A 21001-nucleotide genomic window follows, 5' to 3' on the forward strand; every position below is an offset into this window, starting at 1 on the left:
AAAACAGAAGGGCCAATAAGCCCTCATTAAACCCAACGTTAGCAAAAACTAATTGAGCAAAATTAGTTCGGCAACATTAGCACCGTTATTATATCGTGTCATTTTATATCATTCGCTTTATATCGTGTCATTATTTATATCGTGTCTTTAATCGTGTCATTAAATGAATGTTTTAACATAGCACTTACGTAAATGCATTATAATAAAGTCATTATCGCTTTGTTATAAAACCTACTATCTTTGACAGGCTTACTAAACCTTCTATTTGTAGTGTTTAATTTGTTGTTTTTGGACGTGTCTGACGTGATAGGTTATTTTTTAGATTTAAATGATTAAAATTTCAGCGAACAAGTGTATTACTTTATCCGATTTTATGGCAAACTAACCCTATCTCTTTTAATAGGTTTGACTAAGACTTATGTTTCCTTCTCATTTATTGCATTCTCTAAAAAGGCGCCTAAAAAAACAGCGCCAAAACCAAAAAAACAATCGAGAGCGCTCTCACGACTCTCAACGGACTGCGCCAAGCTTTCAAGAGCAAGCGGCTCAAGCGAGTGCCGCTATTTCACGATCTGGTCGTTCGGTCAATCAGCTGTACCGCAAAGTTTCTGGACAAGCGTTAGATCTGGCGGTAAAGCCTAAAATAATCGGCACCTTACCTGAGATCACTAATGAGAACGGGGCACTGACATTTTATGTATTGCGTGAGTATTCGCGCTCAAACAGTGTCCTGGTGGATTTGCAAACCAAAGCACAAGGGTTCCCACCAGCATTGGTTGGCGTCAATGATGCAGCTCATAATATCGATGAGAATGCGGCCATTATATTCTTACATCATCCCAATGCCAATGATCATAAAGTATCGCCAAGATTGGCAAGACTGGTCAATGCCTGTCGTCAAGATTCAACCCTTAAGATCAATCTAGTACCTGTTTCTATATTATGGGGACGTGCCCCTGATAATGAAGACTCACTGTTTAAACTACTGATGGCGGATAACTGGGAAGAACCTACTATCGCCAAACAGCTGTTTAATATTGGCATTAAGGGACGCGATACGTTTGTTCAGTTCCATCCCCCCCAGTCGCTACATGACATTATTGACTCATTGACCACATCTTCAAATATTGTCCTCCATAAACACACTCAAGATGTTGTCGATAGTCAAAACGTTCCCAATACTCAACAAATCAATGCCCAACAAATCTCAGCTGAATTGTTTGGTGATAATGCAAAAGCCTCTCAGTTAGATGAGAGTGAGAAAGACCTATTATTACAGGCAAAACGGCATGTAGACGCTCAGTCTCTGACGCATTCAACGGCCTTACTGACTGCCACAGAAGCCAACTTTAGCTTAACTTTGTTAGTGCAATATAAGCTAAACGCCTTTCTCGATAGTCACCGTCAGAGTATGATCGGACCGGATTTGTCGGATAAACGCAATTTGGTCGATAATTTAATCCACTCTCCTGCCATTAATATCGCGTGCCAAAAAGAAGCGGACGAAAAAAACATTAGTGTTAATGAAGCTAGGCTTCTTGCCCGCGGCTATGCCAATGAAATAGTCAATGACTATAGCTACTCAGTGGTTCGCTTCTTTGAGCGCTTTTTGGCTTGGTTATGGACTCAACTATATGATGGTGTTGAAGTTCACCACTTCGAGCGTGTTCGAGAGCTTGCCGCTACGCACGAGTTAATATACGTGCCGTGCCATCGTAGCCATGTCGATTATCTCTTGCTTGCCTATGTGATATTTCGTCGTGGATTGGGTCTACCTTACGTGGCCGCTGGTAATAACTTAGATGTCCCCGTCATTGGTCCTTTACTGCGTAACGCTGTCGCATTTTATATACGTCGGAGCTTTAAAGACAATGAGTTATATAAGGCGGTATTGCGTGAGTATCTACATACCTTAATCCAGCGCAATACGCCTATCGAATACTTTATTGAAGGGGGGCGCTCACGCTCAGGTCGTTTATTGCCGCCTAAACTTGGCATGCTGGCGATGACTGTCCACAGTCACTTACGTGGGTCTAACAAGCCACTTGCCTTTATTCCTGCCTATATCGGTTATGAACGTATTATGGAAGGTGGCACTTATATTGGTGAACTTAAAGGCAAACCGAAAGAGTCAGAGTCGCTACTCGGCTTGCTAAAAGTCAGCCGTAAGATTGAGCGTATCTTTGGTCATGTCCACTTAAGCTTCGGCACGCCGCTGCATATGGAGGACTTTATGACCAAGTTTGATGTGGCGCCCAATAGCTTGCCAGCTGACCGTACCGATACACCCTTTGATAATAATACAACCGCAATGATAGATAATCTAGCCATCAAGATCATGCAGAATATCAACAAGGCTGCGGTGGTTAACCCGATATCTTTACTGTCTCTGGTCCTTCTATCGACCCCCAAAGCTGCCTTAGACGAAGACAGCTGTCGTGAACAAATTGCCTTATGTCAACACATTGCCACTGGCTCGCCTTATGCCGATGATACGATTGTCACGGATATGGCACCCCAGTCAATTATTGACTATGGTATTAAGCTTAAGCTGATTGAACGGACGCCTCATATCCTAGGAGATATGATTAAAGTATTGCCTAAACAAATGGCCATATTAAGCTATTTCCGTAATAATATTTTGCATGTGTTTATCATATCTTCCTTCTTGGCGGCGCTGGTATATCGTAATGGACGTATTGAGCGCAAACACTTAGATAGCATCGTAACCCAGCTATACCCTTTCTTACAAAGCGAGCTGTTTTTATACAATGCTGTCCGCAACTTACCCCACTTAATTGATGAAAAATTAAGTAATTTAATTGAGCTTGGGGTCGTGGTTGAGCTTGGCGACGGCATTCTAGGGACACCTGAGAAAAACAGCGAACAATATCAACAGTTAGATATGCTCGCAGCACCAGTCTCCCAAAGTCTGGAACGCTACTTCATGGCACTAGCGCTATTAGCCCAACAAGGCTCAGGCAACTTAACAGCTGATCAAGTTGTCGACCTATGTCATCTATTAGGCCAACGTCTGTCCGTATTGTATGCAGATGACATCCCTGATTTCTTCGATCGTGCCTTGTTTACCAGCTTCTTAAGTGCGTTATTGCGCTTAGACTATGTGCATAAGGATGAGGAAACTAATCTACTGACGTTTGACGAGCGCATTAACAATATCGCCCGCCATGCTCATTACATTTTAAACCCTGAAATAATGCAGATCTTGGAGCATGTCGCAAACTTGGATGAAGATGAGTTGAATCATGCCATTAGTGAGATTAACAATAAAAAACAGAGTAAATTTACCCGCAAAAAGCAATAATTAATTCCTCAAACTAAGAGTTACCTTTTGTTGAGTTAAATTAATATTAAAAGTGCTTAATAGAATAATGCCAGTCAGCTTAACTGACTGGCATTATTTTTATACGCTACCAAAAAAGGAATCAGTCAAGCAGGTTTAGAAAAACCACTGCCATGCTGCTGACACTTCAGTATCTTGGGTACCGTCATTCTCTTGATTGGAGTAATCAGTATGCGCTTTACTGGCACTCACATCTAGTTCCCAACGTCTATCGAGCATACTGTGATCTGAATCATAGCCTGTTAGCTTTAGACCTAATGTACCACTGGTAGCATCGCTAGTATCATCATTCAGCCCACTGTCGGTATATTTAACAACGCCATAGTCTAGTCCAACATAAGGCGACCAGCGAATTTTCTGATTACCGAAACTTTTCCAGCTTGTCTGCATCGGCTCAAAGCTTAAGGTATTACGTAAGGTAATGCCTGACTCTGCGGCACTATACGCATTATCAATACCCCGTACACCGGAGTATGTAGAGCCTAGAGACTGCTGAGAGATACCAAAGAGTTGATCATCACTATATTGGCCTTGTAGCTCGTGAGTCATCTGCCAATACCCGATATTTTTTCTTGATGATAATAGTGGGTGCTGATGAGTCAAATAGCCTGATAATAACCAACGCAGGTAATCATCGCTAAGCCCTTGTTCCGTCGCTGGATTGTCATGGTTACCAAACCCCTTCTCTGCACTCAGATCTAGCACCCAAGCACCTGTTGTGACTTTGTTAGGATCTGATGCTGAGCGCTTATTAAATAGCTTGGTATGGCTGATACCAACTCTGCCACTACTCAATGTCGGACTTTGCACATCAATTTTACTGCCCAACACTTCACTGGTGACATCTTGATGGGCGACTTGGCCATATAAGGTTGAGATACTATCTTTGTCTCGATTAAAGGTATAGTCACCGCGAATATTGGCCTGCCAGCTGTCCCCCGTTTGTTCGAGTACTGAATTGGGCAATTGAGTAGTGCGCGTATACTCATCTGCAGCTAACAATCCAGACCACTGCCAACGTCCATTCGGGATCGTGGTATAAAGGCTGGCGCTACGGCGCTGGTTGTCCTCATCATAACCATATTTATCAGTGAGACTTTGCTGGATGGATAAGGAGGTTAAATCAGCCTGACCTAAGACATTGCGTAGTGTGCTATGCAGCTTGATTTGGTTATGACCATAGCTGTCATCAGGATCATAACGCCATTCCATATCGGTGCTGACGGTATCCACTTCACCTTGTTGGCTTACCTTAAGACGAACGTCCTTGCCATTTTCACCGACAGGGTAAACATCCACTAGCAACTGACCGTCGATAACTCGCTCACCATTACTCACCGCCTGATCTAGAGCCGCCATATTGGCTGGTTGACCAATAACATCACCCATCAGACGAGGCGTCGGTAGCTTAGTTTGATTGTCTATATCGGTTATTTTGGCAACATGGATGTGCCAGATCGACTTGTTGGCCTTGACGGTTACCGGATCAATAGAAATTTTGAAAAATCCAGCATCAAGATAAGCTTCTGTAACACTACGCAGCAACACATTCGCATCTTCAACGGTAACACATTGAGTATTATTCTCAGTGGGTTGTTGAGTCGCGTTTGTTGCTGCTTGGTTTGTCTCATCTATTTGGTTCATCACCGTGGATGATGATACAGAAATGCTTTCAGCTTGCTGTCGCAATTTAGCTTGTGCGGCCTTCCCAAGCTCTGGCAATGTGCCCAGTTCAACACGCTGCACAGGTAGACAGTCAACCTCAGGTGTTTGTGGAGGCATATCTGTACTAGGTGTTGGGACTGTCTGACTCTCGGTAAAATCATTTTCAGATTGCGACTCATATTTCGACTGAGACTGACGTAATGATTCAATTCGTTGCTGCTGCAATGAATCTTGCCATACTTGCTGCTGTTCAATAGGGTTTTGCCAAGAGGGGTCTTGTATAGAAGCTGCAGGTATCGGTACCCCTGGTAGCTCATTTGCAGCATTAGACAGTGTAGGTAACAAAGCTCCAACGCTGCCAACTCCGATGCCAATGGCAAAACGCCATACTCTATTGCTCAGCATAGAAGGAGTTGTAGATGAGTCAATAGACTGATTATTAACAGTATTAGAGTCACCTATTAATGACGATTTATGACAAGATTTAGGTTTGGAGAGGTGTTTGATTGAACATATAGGTTGCATAGTAGTCTACTAATATTATAAGGATAAAAAGCCCATAACTATGATAAGCATGGGCTTGAATATATTTATGAGTTAATTTTAATCTCACTATATGAAAGGACTGTTAACAAAGACGAGAGTATCACCAGAAAATAAAACCGTGACACTCTCTTAGCTAATATCATAGTTTAACATTAGCCTTAGTGTTTGCACCATCCTCATCGTTCCAGTTATTAGTGAAGTCGATGTTTACAACATCCTTAAAGTCTTCAGCACTACTATATTGGTTAAGTTTTAGAATGTTCATCGCATCAAACTCTGCTGTCGCACCAATAGTATGCACATAGTCATTATTATCAGTGGTCGCTACTGTCGCACCATTTAGGTTTGAATTAGTGGCATTAAGATTTGCAGCATTTACCATGATGTTTTGACTGCCTACAGTGGCATTTAAATTATCAGCATTTATCGTCGCTTGCTGGGTCACCTTTTGATCATCAATCAAGAAGTTTGACTTCCCTGCTAGATTCACATTCACCATATTATCAATCTTCGAGCCGTCATTCACTGTATTCAATAGCTCTTCAGAAGAGATACCTGATTTTAGTTTTAAAGATCCGATACCAACAGAGATACCTTGATTGATATCAACCTTTTTAACAATATCTTGAGCAGAGTTGATATTTAGATCATTTCCAGCGTTTAGCGTTAAATTATCTGCATCAATATTACTTTGAAGATCAATATTGTTACCACTATTAATATTGACATTACCTCCCTCGATAGATCCTAAGGTATGGTAGACACTATTATCAGAATTTACGATTAGCTGTGCACCAAGGCTAGTTGGAATATAGTTCATCTTACCGCCTCCGCCACAAGAGCTACAGCAGGAGCTACAACCTTTACTATACTTACCACCCGAGCCACCAGATAAGCCAACATTCGCACCCAAGTAGAAGTTACCTACTTTATCTTTAGAGGTTCCCGCATGGATGTCAACATTACCATTGGCGTTGGTATTCGTGAGATCAATATTGTCTGCAGTGATATTTGCACCTTCTATAACCAACCCATCACCTTCACTATTGGCTGTTATACTTAGATCAGCCGCATTTAAGGTAGTAGATGTGGCCTTATTGGTCTTTTCGTTGATCACCCCTAAGGTCGCACCAGCATCAATTGAACCAGAATAACCACCTTTAGCCGTAAAGTCAGCACCCAAAGCGGTGTGGGTATCTTGCGCTGCTAGTATACTGGCTTTATTTGCTTTAATGACGACACTATCATCCGCATTGATATTGGTACCCGCAACTTGGGCTAATGTACCACCTGTTAAGTTTAGGCTACCTGTATTAATAGCAGTCGTTTTAGCTTGCGTGTTGTTTATATCTAAGAAGTTAAAGCCACCAGCACCAGAGAATGCAGGAGATGCACCACACGATGCCGCTGAGAAGTTAAGGCCTACTGTGGCAGAAAAGAAGCCACCACCCGTCGTATCCCATTGCTTATCATCGTTTTGACCCACTATAGCTTGTTGACCAGCATTGATATTCAATGAATCGGTATCAAAGTTATTGGCAATGTTGGCATTCGTTGCTGCATTAATATTGACATTATTACCAGTGACATTACCTTGTACGGCGCTGGCATCACCAGTCTGTTGATACTGATACTCGCCTTTACCATTTAATCCCACAGTGACATCTTGGAACGTACTGGTCGTCGCACTGACATTTATTTCACCGCTACCACTATGCGTGGTAATAACCTCAGAGTCGTAAGCAGCCGTACTGGTGTAATCGTTGGCTGAAATATCAATGGTATCTGCATTCAAATTGCTACCAGCATCCATTGCAGAATTAGTAGCCGTAATATTTAGCTCATTTTGTGCATTAATATCGGTGACAATTGCGGTCTTATTCTCAGTAACCTTACCAATGCCTTGACCTGAAATACCGACAGACGCTCCAACGATTGGACTTACATTAGCAAATAGTTTTAATGCAGCGTCTCCACCAGCGATCACATCTCGATCAACAACGCGGTCATAGCCTGCATCCTGCACGATATCTTGAGCAGATAGATTTACATTATCCGCTTTAATTTTGGTGCCTAAGTTCGTAAGAGAGTCATTAGCCACGATATCGATATCTTTGTCTGAATTTATCGTAGAGTCCACAGCGTCATATTCATGATGCTCATTAATGATTTGATCGTGACCAAGGCCAATACCAAATTCAATACCTGTCAGCCCACCTTTAACATATATTTCTGGACCTGTACTTCTCACCAATTTACTATCAACGAGAGTTAATGCATCACCTACCGCAGTCGATACTTGCGTACCGTCAATATCTACATTATTCGTACCTGTTACTTGAGTACCTTTCAAATCAACGACTTGACCTGTTAATGTGGTATCTGCCCCAGTTAGAGTCGTGGCAATCCCTTCACCGGTACCGGTTGTAGTAATAGTGGTTACCCCTTTAAGTCCACTAGATGCTTCAAAACTAAAGTCTTCTAAATTAACGTCATCAGCACATTGTATGCAACCGAAGATATTACCGGTTACTTTCGAGGTGTTTACCGTCCTAATGTCAAAGTTCTCAGTGACAGTAATGTCTGTTGGGTTTGCAATGTCTGTCGTCAGCGCATTAGTCGCATCAGTTTGAAGTTTGCCTGCTGCAGTAATGTCACTACCCGTAATCGCAATATTATCCCCAGATAACGTCACATTATTGCCGGTTAAAATAGACTTCTGAGCAGTTTGTTTCTTATGGTCTTTCGCATATTTTTCATCAGTAATATTAAATGCAGAGCCATGGCGATCTTCAAAGTAATCAGACTCTACCGCAAGGTCGTGATTAATCTTTAGATCATTCCCAGTATCAAGATTCAGATCCCCAGTGGCATTAATAGTACTCCCAGAGATGGTCGTATCACCAAGACTGGATAAAGACAACGCGCCGTTCGACGTGATAGTAGAGCCTGTGAGATTGGTTTGTTGCTCATTATCAATATTAGTCTCACCACCACCGATGCCTCCCCAATAGAGGAAGTTTTCATCATTAGTCTTATGGTTGGTAGTTTTGCTGCTTGAAATCGTTAATGATTGATCGCTGCTAAGAGCTGCCGAGTCAGCTGCTAGCTGAACGCCCTCCAGACGCTGATCACCACCACTGCTCATGGTTACATTAGTACCTGAGATACTAGTTAGGTGCTCAGCCTGTGTACCTTGTGAAACAAGCTTCTCACCAGTTTTTAACTTGGCAGTTTCATTTTTATAACGATTGGTATCAGACTTGGAATTTTCAGTGATCACACTGTTGGCAGTCAAATTATTACCCGCAGTTAAAGCAACCTCGCCACCTGCTAAAGTGGTACCAGATATGGTTAGGTCTTCATTAGAGGATAAATCAATACTGTCAGATGCGTTTAGGCTAGAATCATAGAATTGTTGAGTTCTTTCTTCCGTTCTAGTTTCGTTGTACCACGTCCCTTTAGTATTACGAACTTTACTGGTTGTTTTGTTGGTAGTGACCATTCCGCTGACATCAATATCGCCACCGGTAGCGGTGATAGTACTTGCGTCAATTTTACTGCCTTCAATATCGACATCACCACCAACTAGCTTGACGTCGCCACCACGAATCGTGGAACCTTCAAAACTCTGATTTTGTGTATCCGCTGATTGAGTTTGTTTAACCCAATTGTCCACTCTTTTAGTCGTCTCTGGCGTGAGGTCTCGATCCATTTTTACGTCACCACCGACATATAATGTTGATCCCCCTAATAAGGAGACTGACCCTGCTTCAATATCACTATCATTGACGATTAAATTATCGGCATTGGCTTCAAATACTTCTTCAGCATTGAACTTACCTTGTAAGTGCTGACTGGCATCTTTATCGGTATTATGAATACGTATCTTACCTGAGTTCATACTACCTAATACCGACCCATCAAGTGTCACCTCCTCTTGATTGGTCAGCTGACTCACTGCTAACGTGTCATAATCAACCGTATTATGCCCAGAGATCATGTTGATTTCGTCAGACGCAGTGATATTACCATTCACATCAATAGTTGGCGCCAGCAAGTCTAGGCGCTTGGCTCTTTCAATATCACCTTTAACAACCAACTTATTATTCTGACCATTCCCCACATTGAAACCAGCCAGTCGATCAGCTGCAATGGTCGGTGTACCCACAACCAAAGATGCACGATCTGTATTAATAAATCCGCAGTCATCACAGGTGATGCCATTCGGATTAGCTAATACGTAGTCCGCTGCCATCCCAAAGACTTCTTGCTGCCCAAGTAATAAAGAGGGATTCTTTGAAACCACCTCATTAAGAATGACAGTAGCAGTATCAGATAGATTTTTGTTTGCCCCAAGTTGACCTGCAAGCTGCGATTGACCTGAGCTCATTGAGTTGTTTAAAACCAATCCTGACTTGCTAACATTAAAGTCAGTATATTGGTTATGTGATAATCCATTAGCGTTTGGATTAGCAATATTAACCACATCGACATTGCCAACTTTATTAACATTTGTCGATCCAACAGGGGTAACAGTGCCCGCTATTGCTGCACCACTGATAAACGGGAGTACCATTGCCATACTTACCGCACTAGCAACTCGACCTTGTGTAGATAACTTAAAAGAATGATTAATATTCATTGCTTTGCCCTTATTAGGTTATTAAAAAAAGTCGTTATTATCGAAACTGCTCGTAAAAGCCTTCATCATAAAAGCCAGTGTCAATACAGCACTTGTCACTCAAAACATGCTACAAACATAAATTTTGCTTTATGCCTCACTTAATTGAGATAACACATTACGGTAACGTCTGGACTATTAAGATTGGTTGTTAAACAAATGCCATCTTAGAAAAAGCTTACTAAGTCAAGCTATTTATAAGCTTGGACTATCACTAATTCTGCCACAATATAGTAAAGTAATATTACTTAATTATGACTTTATTAAAACAATAAAAATAAACATAATTTCATTAAAAATTTCAGATATTATTTTTAAACATTATTTTGGTTTTAGCAAGTTTTTTTTAATAATCAGTTACCTATACTTTACATGTTAGAATGCACAGATATGTTTATAATAACTTTAAATTAATTTAATAAGATATTTAAAATACTCATAGAATTGGTATTGTTTTAAGTAATAAATATAGATTTGAATTTTACTGTCATATTACTTGTATAAAAGACAATCAAACTTAAATTTATAAAGTTTTGTAGTACATTTTTAGTCCTATTCGGATTAAAATTATTATTAAATATTTATTAATTTTAAATTAAGTAAAATTATTCAATAATATATAATTAATGAATATTATTTACTGCTTTATCAATCACCCTATATCACTATTAGGACAATTTCGTCTAACTAAACTTAACAGTCATTCTTTATGTCATTAACATTTTGATAGAAAATTTATTTATATTTAATTTATAGTTGCTTAACGAACAAGAAGTCACTGAATAGTTTTATATAGGGCATGTGGACCATTCGTCCATGGCACTGGCGGAGACTATTTTTTAGTCAATATGCAGTGAAATTTTTGACGCTTAGTCATTCTAAGTTAGAACCCTAAATATTTAAAAGCCGCCATATATTGGCAAAAAAGAATCCCGCCTTCACTCGAGCATAGCTCTCGCCTTGCGAACGGGCAAAGCAGTGCTTTGCTTAATCCGTTCTCAGGGCTGATGCTAACTTGCGAATGTTCCACATGCCCTAGTCAAAGAAATCTAAAATGGTTACAAGGCAACTGAGTGCAAATAGCAAGTAATACGGGAGAAGGCTTAACGAGGTTAACGCCGTAACCGTTTAGTAGTTCGCTGACGATACAATAAAAAAAGCCCAAACCTACTTAGGTTTGGGCTTTAGCTTAGTAAACTAGTATCTATGAGTTTATCTTGCTTTATAGTAGCGTCTGTTGATCATAAAATAGCTACAGAATTCAATAGAACCGACTATAGATTGACATCAGACTTAGTGTTCGCGCCGTCTTTGTCATCCCAGTCATAATTGACATCCGCATGTACAGGGATACCAAGATCAATTGGTTTTCCAGTAAACGCATCTTTAATCAAACTAGGAATAGTTTCAACAAATTTTGGCACACTAAATGATTTTCCATCTACTGACGCTCCAACTTTATGTACGAAGTCATCATTGTTACTGCTATTGACTACTGCACCACCAAGATTAGAGCTGTTCGCGCTTACTTTAGCAGCATTGACGTCTATAGCACCACTACCAACCGTAGTATTTAAAGAGTCAGAATTAACCGTCGCTTGATGGGTGGTCTTTTCATGATCAACATCAAATCCTGCTTCACCGGCGACGCTAACGCCTAAGATAGTGCCATTATCAAAGTCATTTTTGAGGGCATCTATAACATTACCAGCAGTAACCTCATCAACGAACTTGATAGGAGAGCCATCAAAACTCAAACCTGTTTTCACATTGACTTTAGCGACTTTATCTTGAGCAGAGTTAATCGCAAGACCATTACCAGCCACTGTGTTTAAGGTGCCTGCCTCAATATTGCTTTGCAAACCGATATTATTGCCACTATTAATATCAACACGGTTAGCTTTCACCGTCCCTAATTGATAATAGTTGCTATTGTCGGTTTCTACATTAAGATGAGCACCTGCCGCACTGCTATCGAAGCTCTCTGAGCTAACAGTACCGCCAAGGTTACCATCTATACCAAAGTTACCCACATAGTCTTTAGACTCAGCAGCGACTAGGTTGACATCACCTTTAGCATTCGCATTGGTTAAGCTGACATTATCAGCAGTGATATTAGCGCCTTGTACTGACAGCGCATCACCCGCTTCATTAGCCGCAACAGTTAGGTTCTTGGTGTTAACAGTTGCACCCTGTGCTTTGTTGCTGGTTTCATTTACCACACCAAGTTTTGCGCCTAAGCCAAGCTTATCACTGGCAAGATCAGGGGCGAATCCACCATTACCATTCATCAATACCCCAACTGCACGATGTGTATCTTGTGCAGCCGCAATATTAGCTTTATTGCCTTTGATAGTGACGTTATCAGACGTTAAGTTTGCACCATCAATTTGAGCAAGCTCATCTGCTGTCACGCTCACGTCTTTAACATTGACCGTTGCAGCTTTGGCTTGCTGGTCTTCAACACCTAAGTAGTTAAAACCTGCTTGAGCAGAGACAGAAGGTAGTACACCCACCCCAGTAGTCACTGCCGCTGGAATAACCGTAACGCCAACTGATCCACCTAGCTCAGCGCCACCGGCCGTATTCCATTGTTTATCACTGTCTTGACCGATACGAGCTTCTTCACCTGCAGTAACACTGTACTGGTTCGCAGTCACATCGTGTGCGGCAACGGCGCGAGTACCGCCATTTACCGTGACATTATCTGCTTTTAAGCTACCTTTAATGGCTTTAGCATCTCCTGTTTGTAGATACTGATACGTGCCTTTACCACCTGCGTCCACTGTTACATCTGTGAAATCACTGGTTGACGCAGTGACATTGATGTCGCCACGACCACGGTGAGAGGTGGTTACAGTTGAGTCATAAGCGGCTGTACCGGTATAGTCATCGGCATTGATGTTAATGGTATTTGCAGAGATTTGAGTACCCGCATCTACCGCTGTATTTTGAGCGGCAATGTTGGCATCATTAGTCGCTGTGATACCTGTAGTATGCGCCGTTTTAACCTCGGTAGTAACGCCATCACCGTCACCCGATAACTTGATACCGCCGCCTAAAGGCTTATTAGTACCGGCAAATAGGTCTAATGCAGCATCACCGCCAGCGACCACTTTACGATCAACAACTCGATCATATGAGGCATCATTATTAATGTCTTGACCCGCTAAGTCTACTGTTGCAGCGGTTATCTGCGTACCTTGGTTGCTCAAGCTTTCTTCTGCGTTTAAGGAAGCTTTATTACCTGCTTTGATCGTTGAGTTAGCCGCTTGATACTCATTGTGCTCATCGATGATCTGATTGTGCCCAATGCTAACACCGACTTGCACACCCGTTGCGCCGCCTCTGACATAGGCTTCAGGTCCAGTGCTCTTATAGACTTTGCTGTCTACTGCCGTTAAGGCTTCGCTTGCACCCGTTGACACTTGCTTACCGTCAATAACCGCATTGTTAGCCGCATTGATATCTGTACCATTTAGGCTGACCTCTTGTGCTTTGAGTGTCGCATTATTAGCAGATATGGTGTTATTACGCGCATTTCCTGACCCTTTTGTAGTGAGCGTTGTCACCCCTTTAATAGAGCCTGAAGCCTCAACCTCAAGATTTTTTAATTGGTCAATACCGTCAGTCACCAACTTGGTCACGCTACCGTTTAATACACCGTCAACACCGCCCTTAATCACCTTATCAAAGTCGTCTTTTAGATCAAGGTTAGAGCTTGCTTTGCCATCAGTACTGATATCATACGTTTCAGTCTTGGTAATGTCAGTAGCATTGGCAGCATTGGTGGTTAACGCTGATTTAGCAGACGTATCAAAATCTCCCGTTGCCGCTACATCACTACCGGTTAAAGTAATATTGTCACCGGCTAAAGATACCTCCTTTGCAGACACATTACTTGCGACAGTGCTCTGAGCCAAACGATCGACCGCTGTTTTCTTATCGGTGATGTTAAACGCAGTACCATGACGGTCTTCTGCATAATCTTGCTCAGTGGCAAAGCCATTACTAATATTAACGTCACCAGCAGCAGTCACATTCAATGCGTTATCCGCTTTGATACCACTAGCGCTGACTGTAACATCGCTATCACTGCTCAATGTTGCATTATTTGCCTTTATTTGACTGCCTGTTAAAGCGGTTTGGGTTTTGTTATTGATATGGGTTTCACCACCACCAATACCACCCCAGTATTTAAAGTCTTCTTCATCCGTTTGGCGATTACTTGTGTCGCTACTTGCTACGGTCAATGCGCCATCACTGGTTAAGTTAGCCGTATCCGCAGTTAGCTGAACACCTTCTAAGCGCTGTTCACCACCACTATTTAAGCTTACATTTTCGCCATTTATAGTGGTTTGATTTCCGCTTTGGGTCGCTTGAGTGATTGTACGAGCACCTGATTTAAGATCTGCCGTCTCATTTTTATAACGGTTAATATCACTGTGCGATTTTTCTGTTGTTGCGCTTGTGGCAACTAAATCATTACCAGAGCTTAAAGAAACACTATCGCCCTGGATATCAGCACCAACGATTTTTAAATCTGCTGATGAATTTAAACTGATATCATCTATCGCATTTAGCTGAGACTGATGATACTGCTGATCTTTATCTAAGGCTTCATTTTCATTAAACCATAGACCTTTGCTATTGCTTGCGGTTGTGCTATCGGTATTGGTTGTGGTCACACCGCTTACACTAATATTATCACCAGCGGCATTGATGCTATTACCTTGTAACTGACTACCTTCAATGTCAATGTTGCTACCACCAAGCGCTATGGTATCACCCGCAACCTTTGAGCCTTTAAAGACTTGTGTTTCTTTATAACCAGAATGAGTCAACGTGACATTATCATCAAGCTGCTCTTTACTCTCTGGTAAATCAGTACGTGCGGTTTGTAGCTCACCGCCGATAGATAGCTGCTTCGCCCCAACAAGAGACACTGATTTGCCCGAAATGTCACTGTCAGATACTTTTAGGGTATTCGCTGCCGCATCAAAATCTTGGTCGGCACTGAACTGACCTTGTAAGGTCTGAGTAGCGTTGGTATCAGTATTATGTAAACGGATACGACCAGACTGCATACTACCTAGGATCTGTCCATCTAAAGTGACATGAGGTTGAAGTCTTTTAGGCGCACTGACTTCTAACGTATCGTAATCAATATTATTTCGACCAGAGATCACATTGATCGCATCAGATGCCTTAATATTGCCATTGATATCGACTTTCGGTGCCAACAAATCTAAACGTTTTGCCCCTTGCACATCACCGCTTAACGCTAATGTTTTATTATTGCGATCGCCGACACTAAAGCCCGCTAGATGCTCCTCTTCGATAGTTGGTTTACCTACCACTAATGAGGCTCGATTGGTATTAATAAACCCAGTATTTTTACCAGTAATACCGTTTGGGTTCGCTAGAATATAATCAGCTGCCATCCCAAATACTTCTTGTTGCCCTAAAAGAAGTGATGGGTTTTTTGACACAACTTCATTCAAGATCACTGACGCTGATCCTGTTAAGTTGCTATTGGCATCAAGCTGACCGGCAAGTTGTGACTTACCTGAACTCAATGAGTTATTTAGAACTGCGCCTGATTCGCTTACATTAAAATCTTTATACTGGTTATGAGACAGTCCATTGGCATTTGGGTTGGCAATATTTACCACATCCACATTACCAACTTGACTGACGGTTGTATCGCCAATTGGGTTGATGTTATCAGCCTGTGCGGCCACACTCATAAAGGGTAATACCAAAGCCATGCTAACCGCGCTAGCAATCCGGCCTTGAGGTGATAATTTAAAAGCTTTATTGTTTTTCATAACCTTGCCCTTTTTAAACGTGTAGTTACAATCTACACTTTTAACAATTTGCGCCAACCCTATTCTGATATCGCCCATGCCATATTGAAAAGATCGGCTGTCTAGAAGTCATAATATTAAAATTAGAAGTTAAAACAATGGGTTAATAAGCTAATCAAATTTATATTTTATTTATATTACAAATAGAAATTTTATTTTAAACGATTGCTCTTTGTTTTCTGCTTCACTAATTTTCTGAACTTCAAGACTTAAACTATCAAAATTTTTGAGTACTGGAGAGCCTAGTTTTGTATCTGAATGTGACAAAATCAACTATCAACCCATTGAATTAATTAGCTTATTTAAATAGTCTTATAATAATCTATAAGATATTTCTAAAAGAAATAATTTGAAAATTTTTAACGTATTTTTAATGAGTTTTACCTTAAATATGCCTCGATTCTAAGTATTAGCAACGACTGGCGCCTTAAACACTAACTCCAAATTATTAAGGATTGAAAAATTTAATAATGTTGATTTAACAATTAAATCATTAGAAATATGAAAAACCCTTAACATTTATCGGATAATAAACTGTTTACAATATCATCTGATTTATAGTGAACTTTTACACGACCCTCTTAATAAACACTCTATTTGATTACGCAGACCTATAGAATACAGGATCAACTATAGATAAATGACAGCCATTAAAAAAGACATAACTGCTTTTGCAGTTATGCCTATAGTAAATAATGTAAAATTATGCAAGACGATGGTTTAACAATGGGTAACTATTTATAAATCATTTATTAAACCATTAAATCAGCCCACTCTTAGCTAGTTATCTTCTTGTACTTCATACGTTTTGGACCGGCGTCATCACCCATTGTTTTCTTACGGTACGCTTCATATTCAGAGTAGTTACCATCAAACCAGACTGGACCCTCCGGCTCGAAAGCTAGGATATGAGTTGCAATACGATCTAGGAACCAGCGATCATGCGAAACCACCAGTACCGTACCTGGGAAGACTTGGATCGCATCTTCAAGCGCTCGCAGAGTCTCAACATCTAAGTCGTTTGAAGGCTCATCAAGTAAGATTACGTTAGCGCCTTGCTTAAGCGTCTTAGCCAACTGTAGACGGTTACGCTCACCACCCGATAGATTACCAACTAACTTTTGCTGATCTTGACCTTTGAAGTTAAAGCGACCGATATAAGCACGACTTGGCGTTTCATATTCGCCAACCTTAATAACGTCTAGACCATCGGACACCTCTTCCCACACCGTTTTGCTGTCATCGAGATTATCACGTACCTGACCAACATAAGCCACACTGACACTCTCGCCTAAATCAACGCTGCCCGTGTCTGGCGTATCAAGTCCTGTCATCATATTAAACAAGGTCGTTTTACCCGCACCATTAGGACCGATAATACCGACAATACCTGCTGGTGGCACATTAAAGCTTAGGTTCTCATATAGCAGACGATCACCAAAAGATTTTGAGATATTATTGACCTCAATGACTTTATTACCTAGGCGTGGACCTGGTGGAATATAGATCTCAGAAGTCTCATTACGCTGTTGGAACTCTTTCGAGTTTAGCTCTTCAAAGCGCTGGATACGAGACTTAGATTTGGCTTGTTGACCTTTTTGGTTTTTACGGACCCACTCAAGCTCTTTTTTCAACGCTTTGGCAAACGACTCTTCTTGCTTTTGCTGTTCTTCTAAGCGTTTGTTTTTCTGTTCAAGCCACTCAGTATAGTTGCCTTCATAGGGATAGCCATAACCACGGTCAAGCTCTAAGATCCACTCTGCCACGTTATCTAAGAAGTATCTATCGTGGGTAATCGCCACAATCGTACCGCTGAAGTTTTTCAAGAATTGCTCTAGCCACGCCACCGACTCAGCATCTAAGTGGTTGGTTGGCTCATCAAGTAGCAACATATCAGGACGGGATAACAACAAACGGCACAATGCTACACGGCGTTTCTCACCACCAGAGAGTTTGCTAACATCAGCATCCCAAGGTGGCAGACGCAGCGCATCAGCGGCTTTTTCTAGCTGAGTATTGAGGTTATGCGCATCCCAAGCTTGGATAATATCTTCCATCTTACCCTGCTCTTCTGCCAACTTATCAAAGTCCGCATCAGGCGCGGCATATTCGGCATAGATTTCATCAAGACGTGCTAGCGCATCAAGGGCTTCACGCATACCATCTTCGACATTACCTCGTACATCTTTGCTATCATCAAGTTGTGGCTCTTGTGGAAGGTAGCCAATTTTAGTACCAGGCTGAGCACGTGCTTCACCACTATATTCGGTATCCACGCCAGCCATGATACGAAGCAAGGTTGACTTACCTGCGCCATTAATACCTAAAACACCAATCTTGGCGCCAGGAAAAAAGGATAAGCTAATATCTTTAAGAATTTCACGCTTAGGGGGAATAAGCTTCGAAACCTTATTCATGGTGTAAATATATTGTGCCATTAAGACTCCGTCTTAAGATTTATAATGAAATAACGTTAATGAAATTAGGACTAACAGTCATTGTATTATCGCATATCAGGGGTAAGTTATCATCTTATAAAAGTGTTTGAGATTAATCATTTTGTCATTTAAAGATACCGCTTCAACTTCTGTATGTGAGTATTTAAATCCGTTTTTTCGTAATACTTTTTCTGACGCCAGATTGGTATCCGCTACCTCAGCATTTAAACGGGTTAAACCTTTCTGTTTTGCTATTCGTAATATCTGACTCACAGCAAAACTCGCCATACCCTGCCCGATTGTGGACTCGCATATACGATAGCCCAAGCTAGCATTGCCATTCTTGATGTTTCGCAAGTTAATCCGTCCAATGATTTTATCTTTTTGGTATAGTAGATAAAAGGCAATCGTGCCGTCAGCTTGCTCTTGCATAATACCATCTTGAACGTTGCAAAAGCTCTCATAATCTTTATAAGTATCAGGTCTTGCACCGACAGATTGCGCAAAGTAGTCCCAATTGCGTTGCTCAAAGTTAAATAATGCTCTATAGTCATTAGTAGATAAGGGGCTGATAGTGAGTTGGTCTAGCGAGATCCTCATAAGTAAATTATCCTCTGCAATGATTCAATTTAAATCATAACTAATGACGATACCATACTGTCATTTACTATTTCTCTACTGACCAGCCTATTTGAGTTCACTTAATATATAACTCACTATTTAATCGACCTTTTTTTTAATCGACCTATTTTCTTTGATTAACATGGCAGGCTAAATAGCTTTTATAAAAAATAGCTTTTATAAAAAAACATAAGGAGCTAACAATGAGCATCGATATTAACATCACCCATAATACTAGCGACAACCGCTTTGAAACCACTATAGACGGTCATACTGGATTTCTAAGTTATCAAGATCACGGTGATACTATCATTTACGACCATACTATTGTCCCACCTGAGCTCGGTGGTCAAGGCGTCGGCTCTGCTTTAGCAAAACACGCTTTGGATTATGCACGTGAGGAAGGTAAAAAAGTGGTACCCCAGTGCTCATTTGTTGCCGCCTATATTAATAAGCATGATGAGTATCAAGATCTGGTTGACTAACTTTGGATGACTCTTTCTGGATGATTAGCTTTGGTTAATATTATCTGGTTCATCTAATACCGCTAACTAAAGCGGGTTGCATCAGATACTTTAAATTACTTTTACTTTAAATGACGTTGGTTGATTATATTATTTTAGAGGCTATTCTTTCATTGCTCTTTTATATTATGATATAGCTTATCTTTGACCTAATATTGGAGGGCTTTATGAGCCATCTCACAGACGCTCAAGTAGAGCTACAATTACAAGAATTAAAAGGATGGAGCAAGGATGGCAATGCTATCGTTAAAACGTTTGTTTTTAATGATTTTGCCGAGGCAATGAGCTTTATGGTTCAAGCATCTTACCGGGCATTAGAGCTTGAACACCATCCAGAGTGGACTAATATCTTTAATGAAGTGCGCGTTCGTCTTATGACTCATGACTTAAATGGTATTTCAAGTCATGACATACGTCTTGCTAAACGTATGGAAGAAATTGTTCAACCCAAGGTTTTTTAATGTTATAACCCCTTCTCACCCTACTTATCACTTTCATTAGGTTTATATTCTGTGGCAAATTTTAAAACCCACCTCACTGGCGGCTTTGCTGTTAGTGGGGTTTTGGGCTTGATAACATTCAAGGCAGGACTGGTCGATGCTCATGAGTTTTTGATGTGTGTACTCACTGGCACGATTGGCGGTCTACTGCCAGACATCGATTCGGATAATTCAACACCCATTAAAATGGGGTTTGATATTCTCTCGTTGGCACTTGCTTATATGTTGATTATTCATTGGCGTAGCGAGTTGTCCCTACTCTCTATGCTACTGCTTTGGTTGGTAGGGTACGTCTTTGTACGTTATGCGGTCTTTGCTGTATTTACAAAGCTGACCGTGCACCGAGGTATCATTCACTCTGTCCCTTATATGATATTGTTGGCACTAGGACTAACTTGTGTCAACTATTACCTTTTAGAGACCTCTTCTATTGTAAGCTGGTTTTACGGGGCATTTTTATTACTGGGGTCATTGGTGCATTTAGGTCTTGATGAAGCCTATAGCGTCGATTTACTCAACAATCGCCTAAAGCGCTCCTCAGGTACTGCGATGAAGTTCTATACTCACTCGCAGCGGTTTTATTACATCGGACTGTATGCGTTAGTACTCACTTTTATTTTAATTGCACCGCCGTTTGATCCCTTCTATCGCAAAGTGAGTGACCCGATTACGTGGTGGTTATTAAAAGATGCGATGCTCCCTGAGGTGCTGATACGATAGCTGGGCGCTAGAAGGAAACTAAATGGACGCTAGGCATAGTAACGGTCTATGTTTAATAGAGTTCTAAGT

Annotated in this window: 9 protein-coding genes; 4 read left to right on the forward strand and 5 right to left on the reverse strand. The window is 41.1% G+C overall.

Translation table 11 applies throughout. The annotated features are described in order from the left end of the window. Window positions 1-418 precede the first annotated feature (418 nt). Entirely contained in the window at window positions 419-3325 is a 2907-nt protein-coding gene (plsB, locus tag AC21OG_RS03910; protein ID WP_487377747.1) for a glycerol-3-phosphate 1-O-acyltransferase PlsB, read from the forward strand. A 135-nt stretch (window positions 3326-3460) separates the two neighbouring features. On the opposite strand, the gene AC21OG_RS03915 is transcribed toward plsB, so the two are convergent. The 5 genes from AC21OG_RS03915 to AC21OG_RS03935 all read right to left on the reverse strand — a co-directional run bounded on the left by AC21OG_RS03915 (window position 3461) and on the right by AC21OG_RS03935 (window position 19167). Then, complete coding sequence (locus AC21OG_RS03915; RefSeq protein ID WP_487377746.1) at window positions 3461-5554, reverse strand: ShlB/FhaC/HecB family hemolysin secretion/activation protein; 2094 nt, start codon at window positions 5552-5554, stop codon at window positions 3461-3463. 160 nt (window positions 5555-5714) lie between these two features. Beyond that, a complete protein-coding gene (locus AC21OG_RS03920) occupies window positions 5715-10220 on the reverse strand; it encodes a two-partner secretion domain-containing protein (protein WP_487377745.1) in 4506 nt (1501 codons plus the stop codon). A gap of 1313 nt (window positions 10221-11533) precedes the next feature. Continuing rightward, window positions 11534-16090 carry a two-partner secretion domain-containing protein gene (locus AC21OG_RS03925; protein ID WP_487377744.1) on the reverse strand — a complete coding sequence of 1519 codons (4557 nt, stop codon included), beginning with the start codon at window positions 16088-16090 and terminating at the stop codon, window positions 11534-11536. Between the two features lie 815 nt (window positions 16091-16905). After that, window positions 16906-18567, reverse strand: coding sequence for an energy-dependent translational throttle protein EttA (ettA, locus tag AC21OG_RS03930; protein ID WP_486547709.1), 1662 nt, complete (start codon window positions 18565-18567; stop codon window positions 16906-16908). 75 nt (window positions 18568-18642) lie between these two features. Next, on the reverse strand, window positions 18643-19167 hold the full coding sequence (locus tag AC21OG_RS03935) for a GNAT family N-acetyltransferase (protein WP_487377743.1): 525 nt from the start codon (window positions 19165-19167) through the stop codon (window positions 18643-18645). A gap of 224 nt (window positions 19168-19391) precedes the next feature. On the opposite strand from AC21OG_RS03935, the gene AC21OG_RS03940 reads away from it, so the two are divergent. The 3 genes from AC21OG_RS03940 to AC21OG_RS03950 all read left to right on the forward strand — a co-directional run bounded on the left by AC21OG_RS03940 (window position 19392) and on the right by AC21OG_RS03950 (window position 20932). Further along, entirely contained in the window at window positions 19392-19673 is a 282-nt protein-coding gene (locus AC21OG_RS03940; protein WP_487377742.1) for a GNAT family N-acetyltransferase, read from the forward strand. 206 nt (window positions 19674-19879) lie between these two features. Continuing rightward, a complete protein-coding gene (locus AC21OG_RS03945) occupies window positions 19880-20173 on the forward strand; it encodes a 4a-hydroxytetrahydrobiopterin dehydratase (RefSeq protein ID WP_486547711.1) in 294 nt (97 codons plus the stop codon). Window positions 20174-20224: 51 nt separating this feature from the next. Then, window positions 20225-20932 (forward strand): metal-dependent hydrolase, encoded by a 708-nt coding sequence (locus AC21OG_RS03950; protein WP_487377741.1) that lies wholly within the window; start codon window positions 20225-20227, stop codon window positions 20930-20932. Window positions 20933-21001: the final 69 nt, after the last annotated feature.

This window comes from Psychrobacter sp. CX5 (assembly GCF_057621535.2).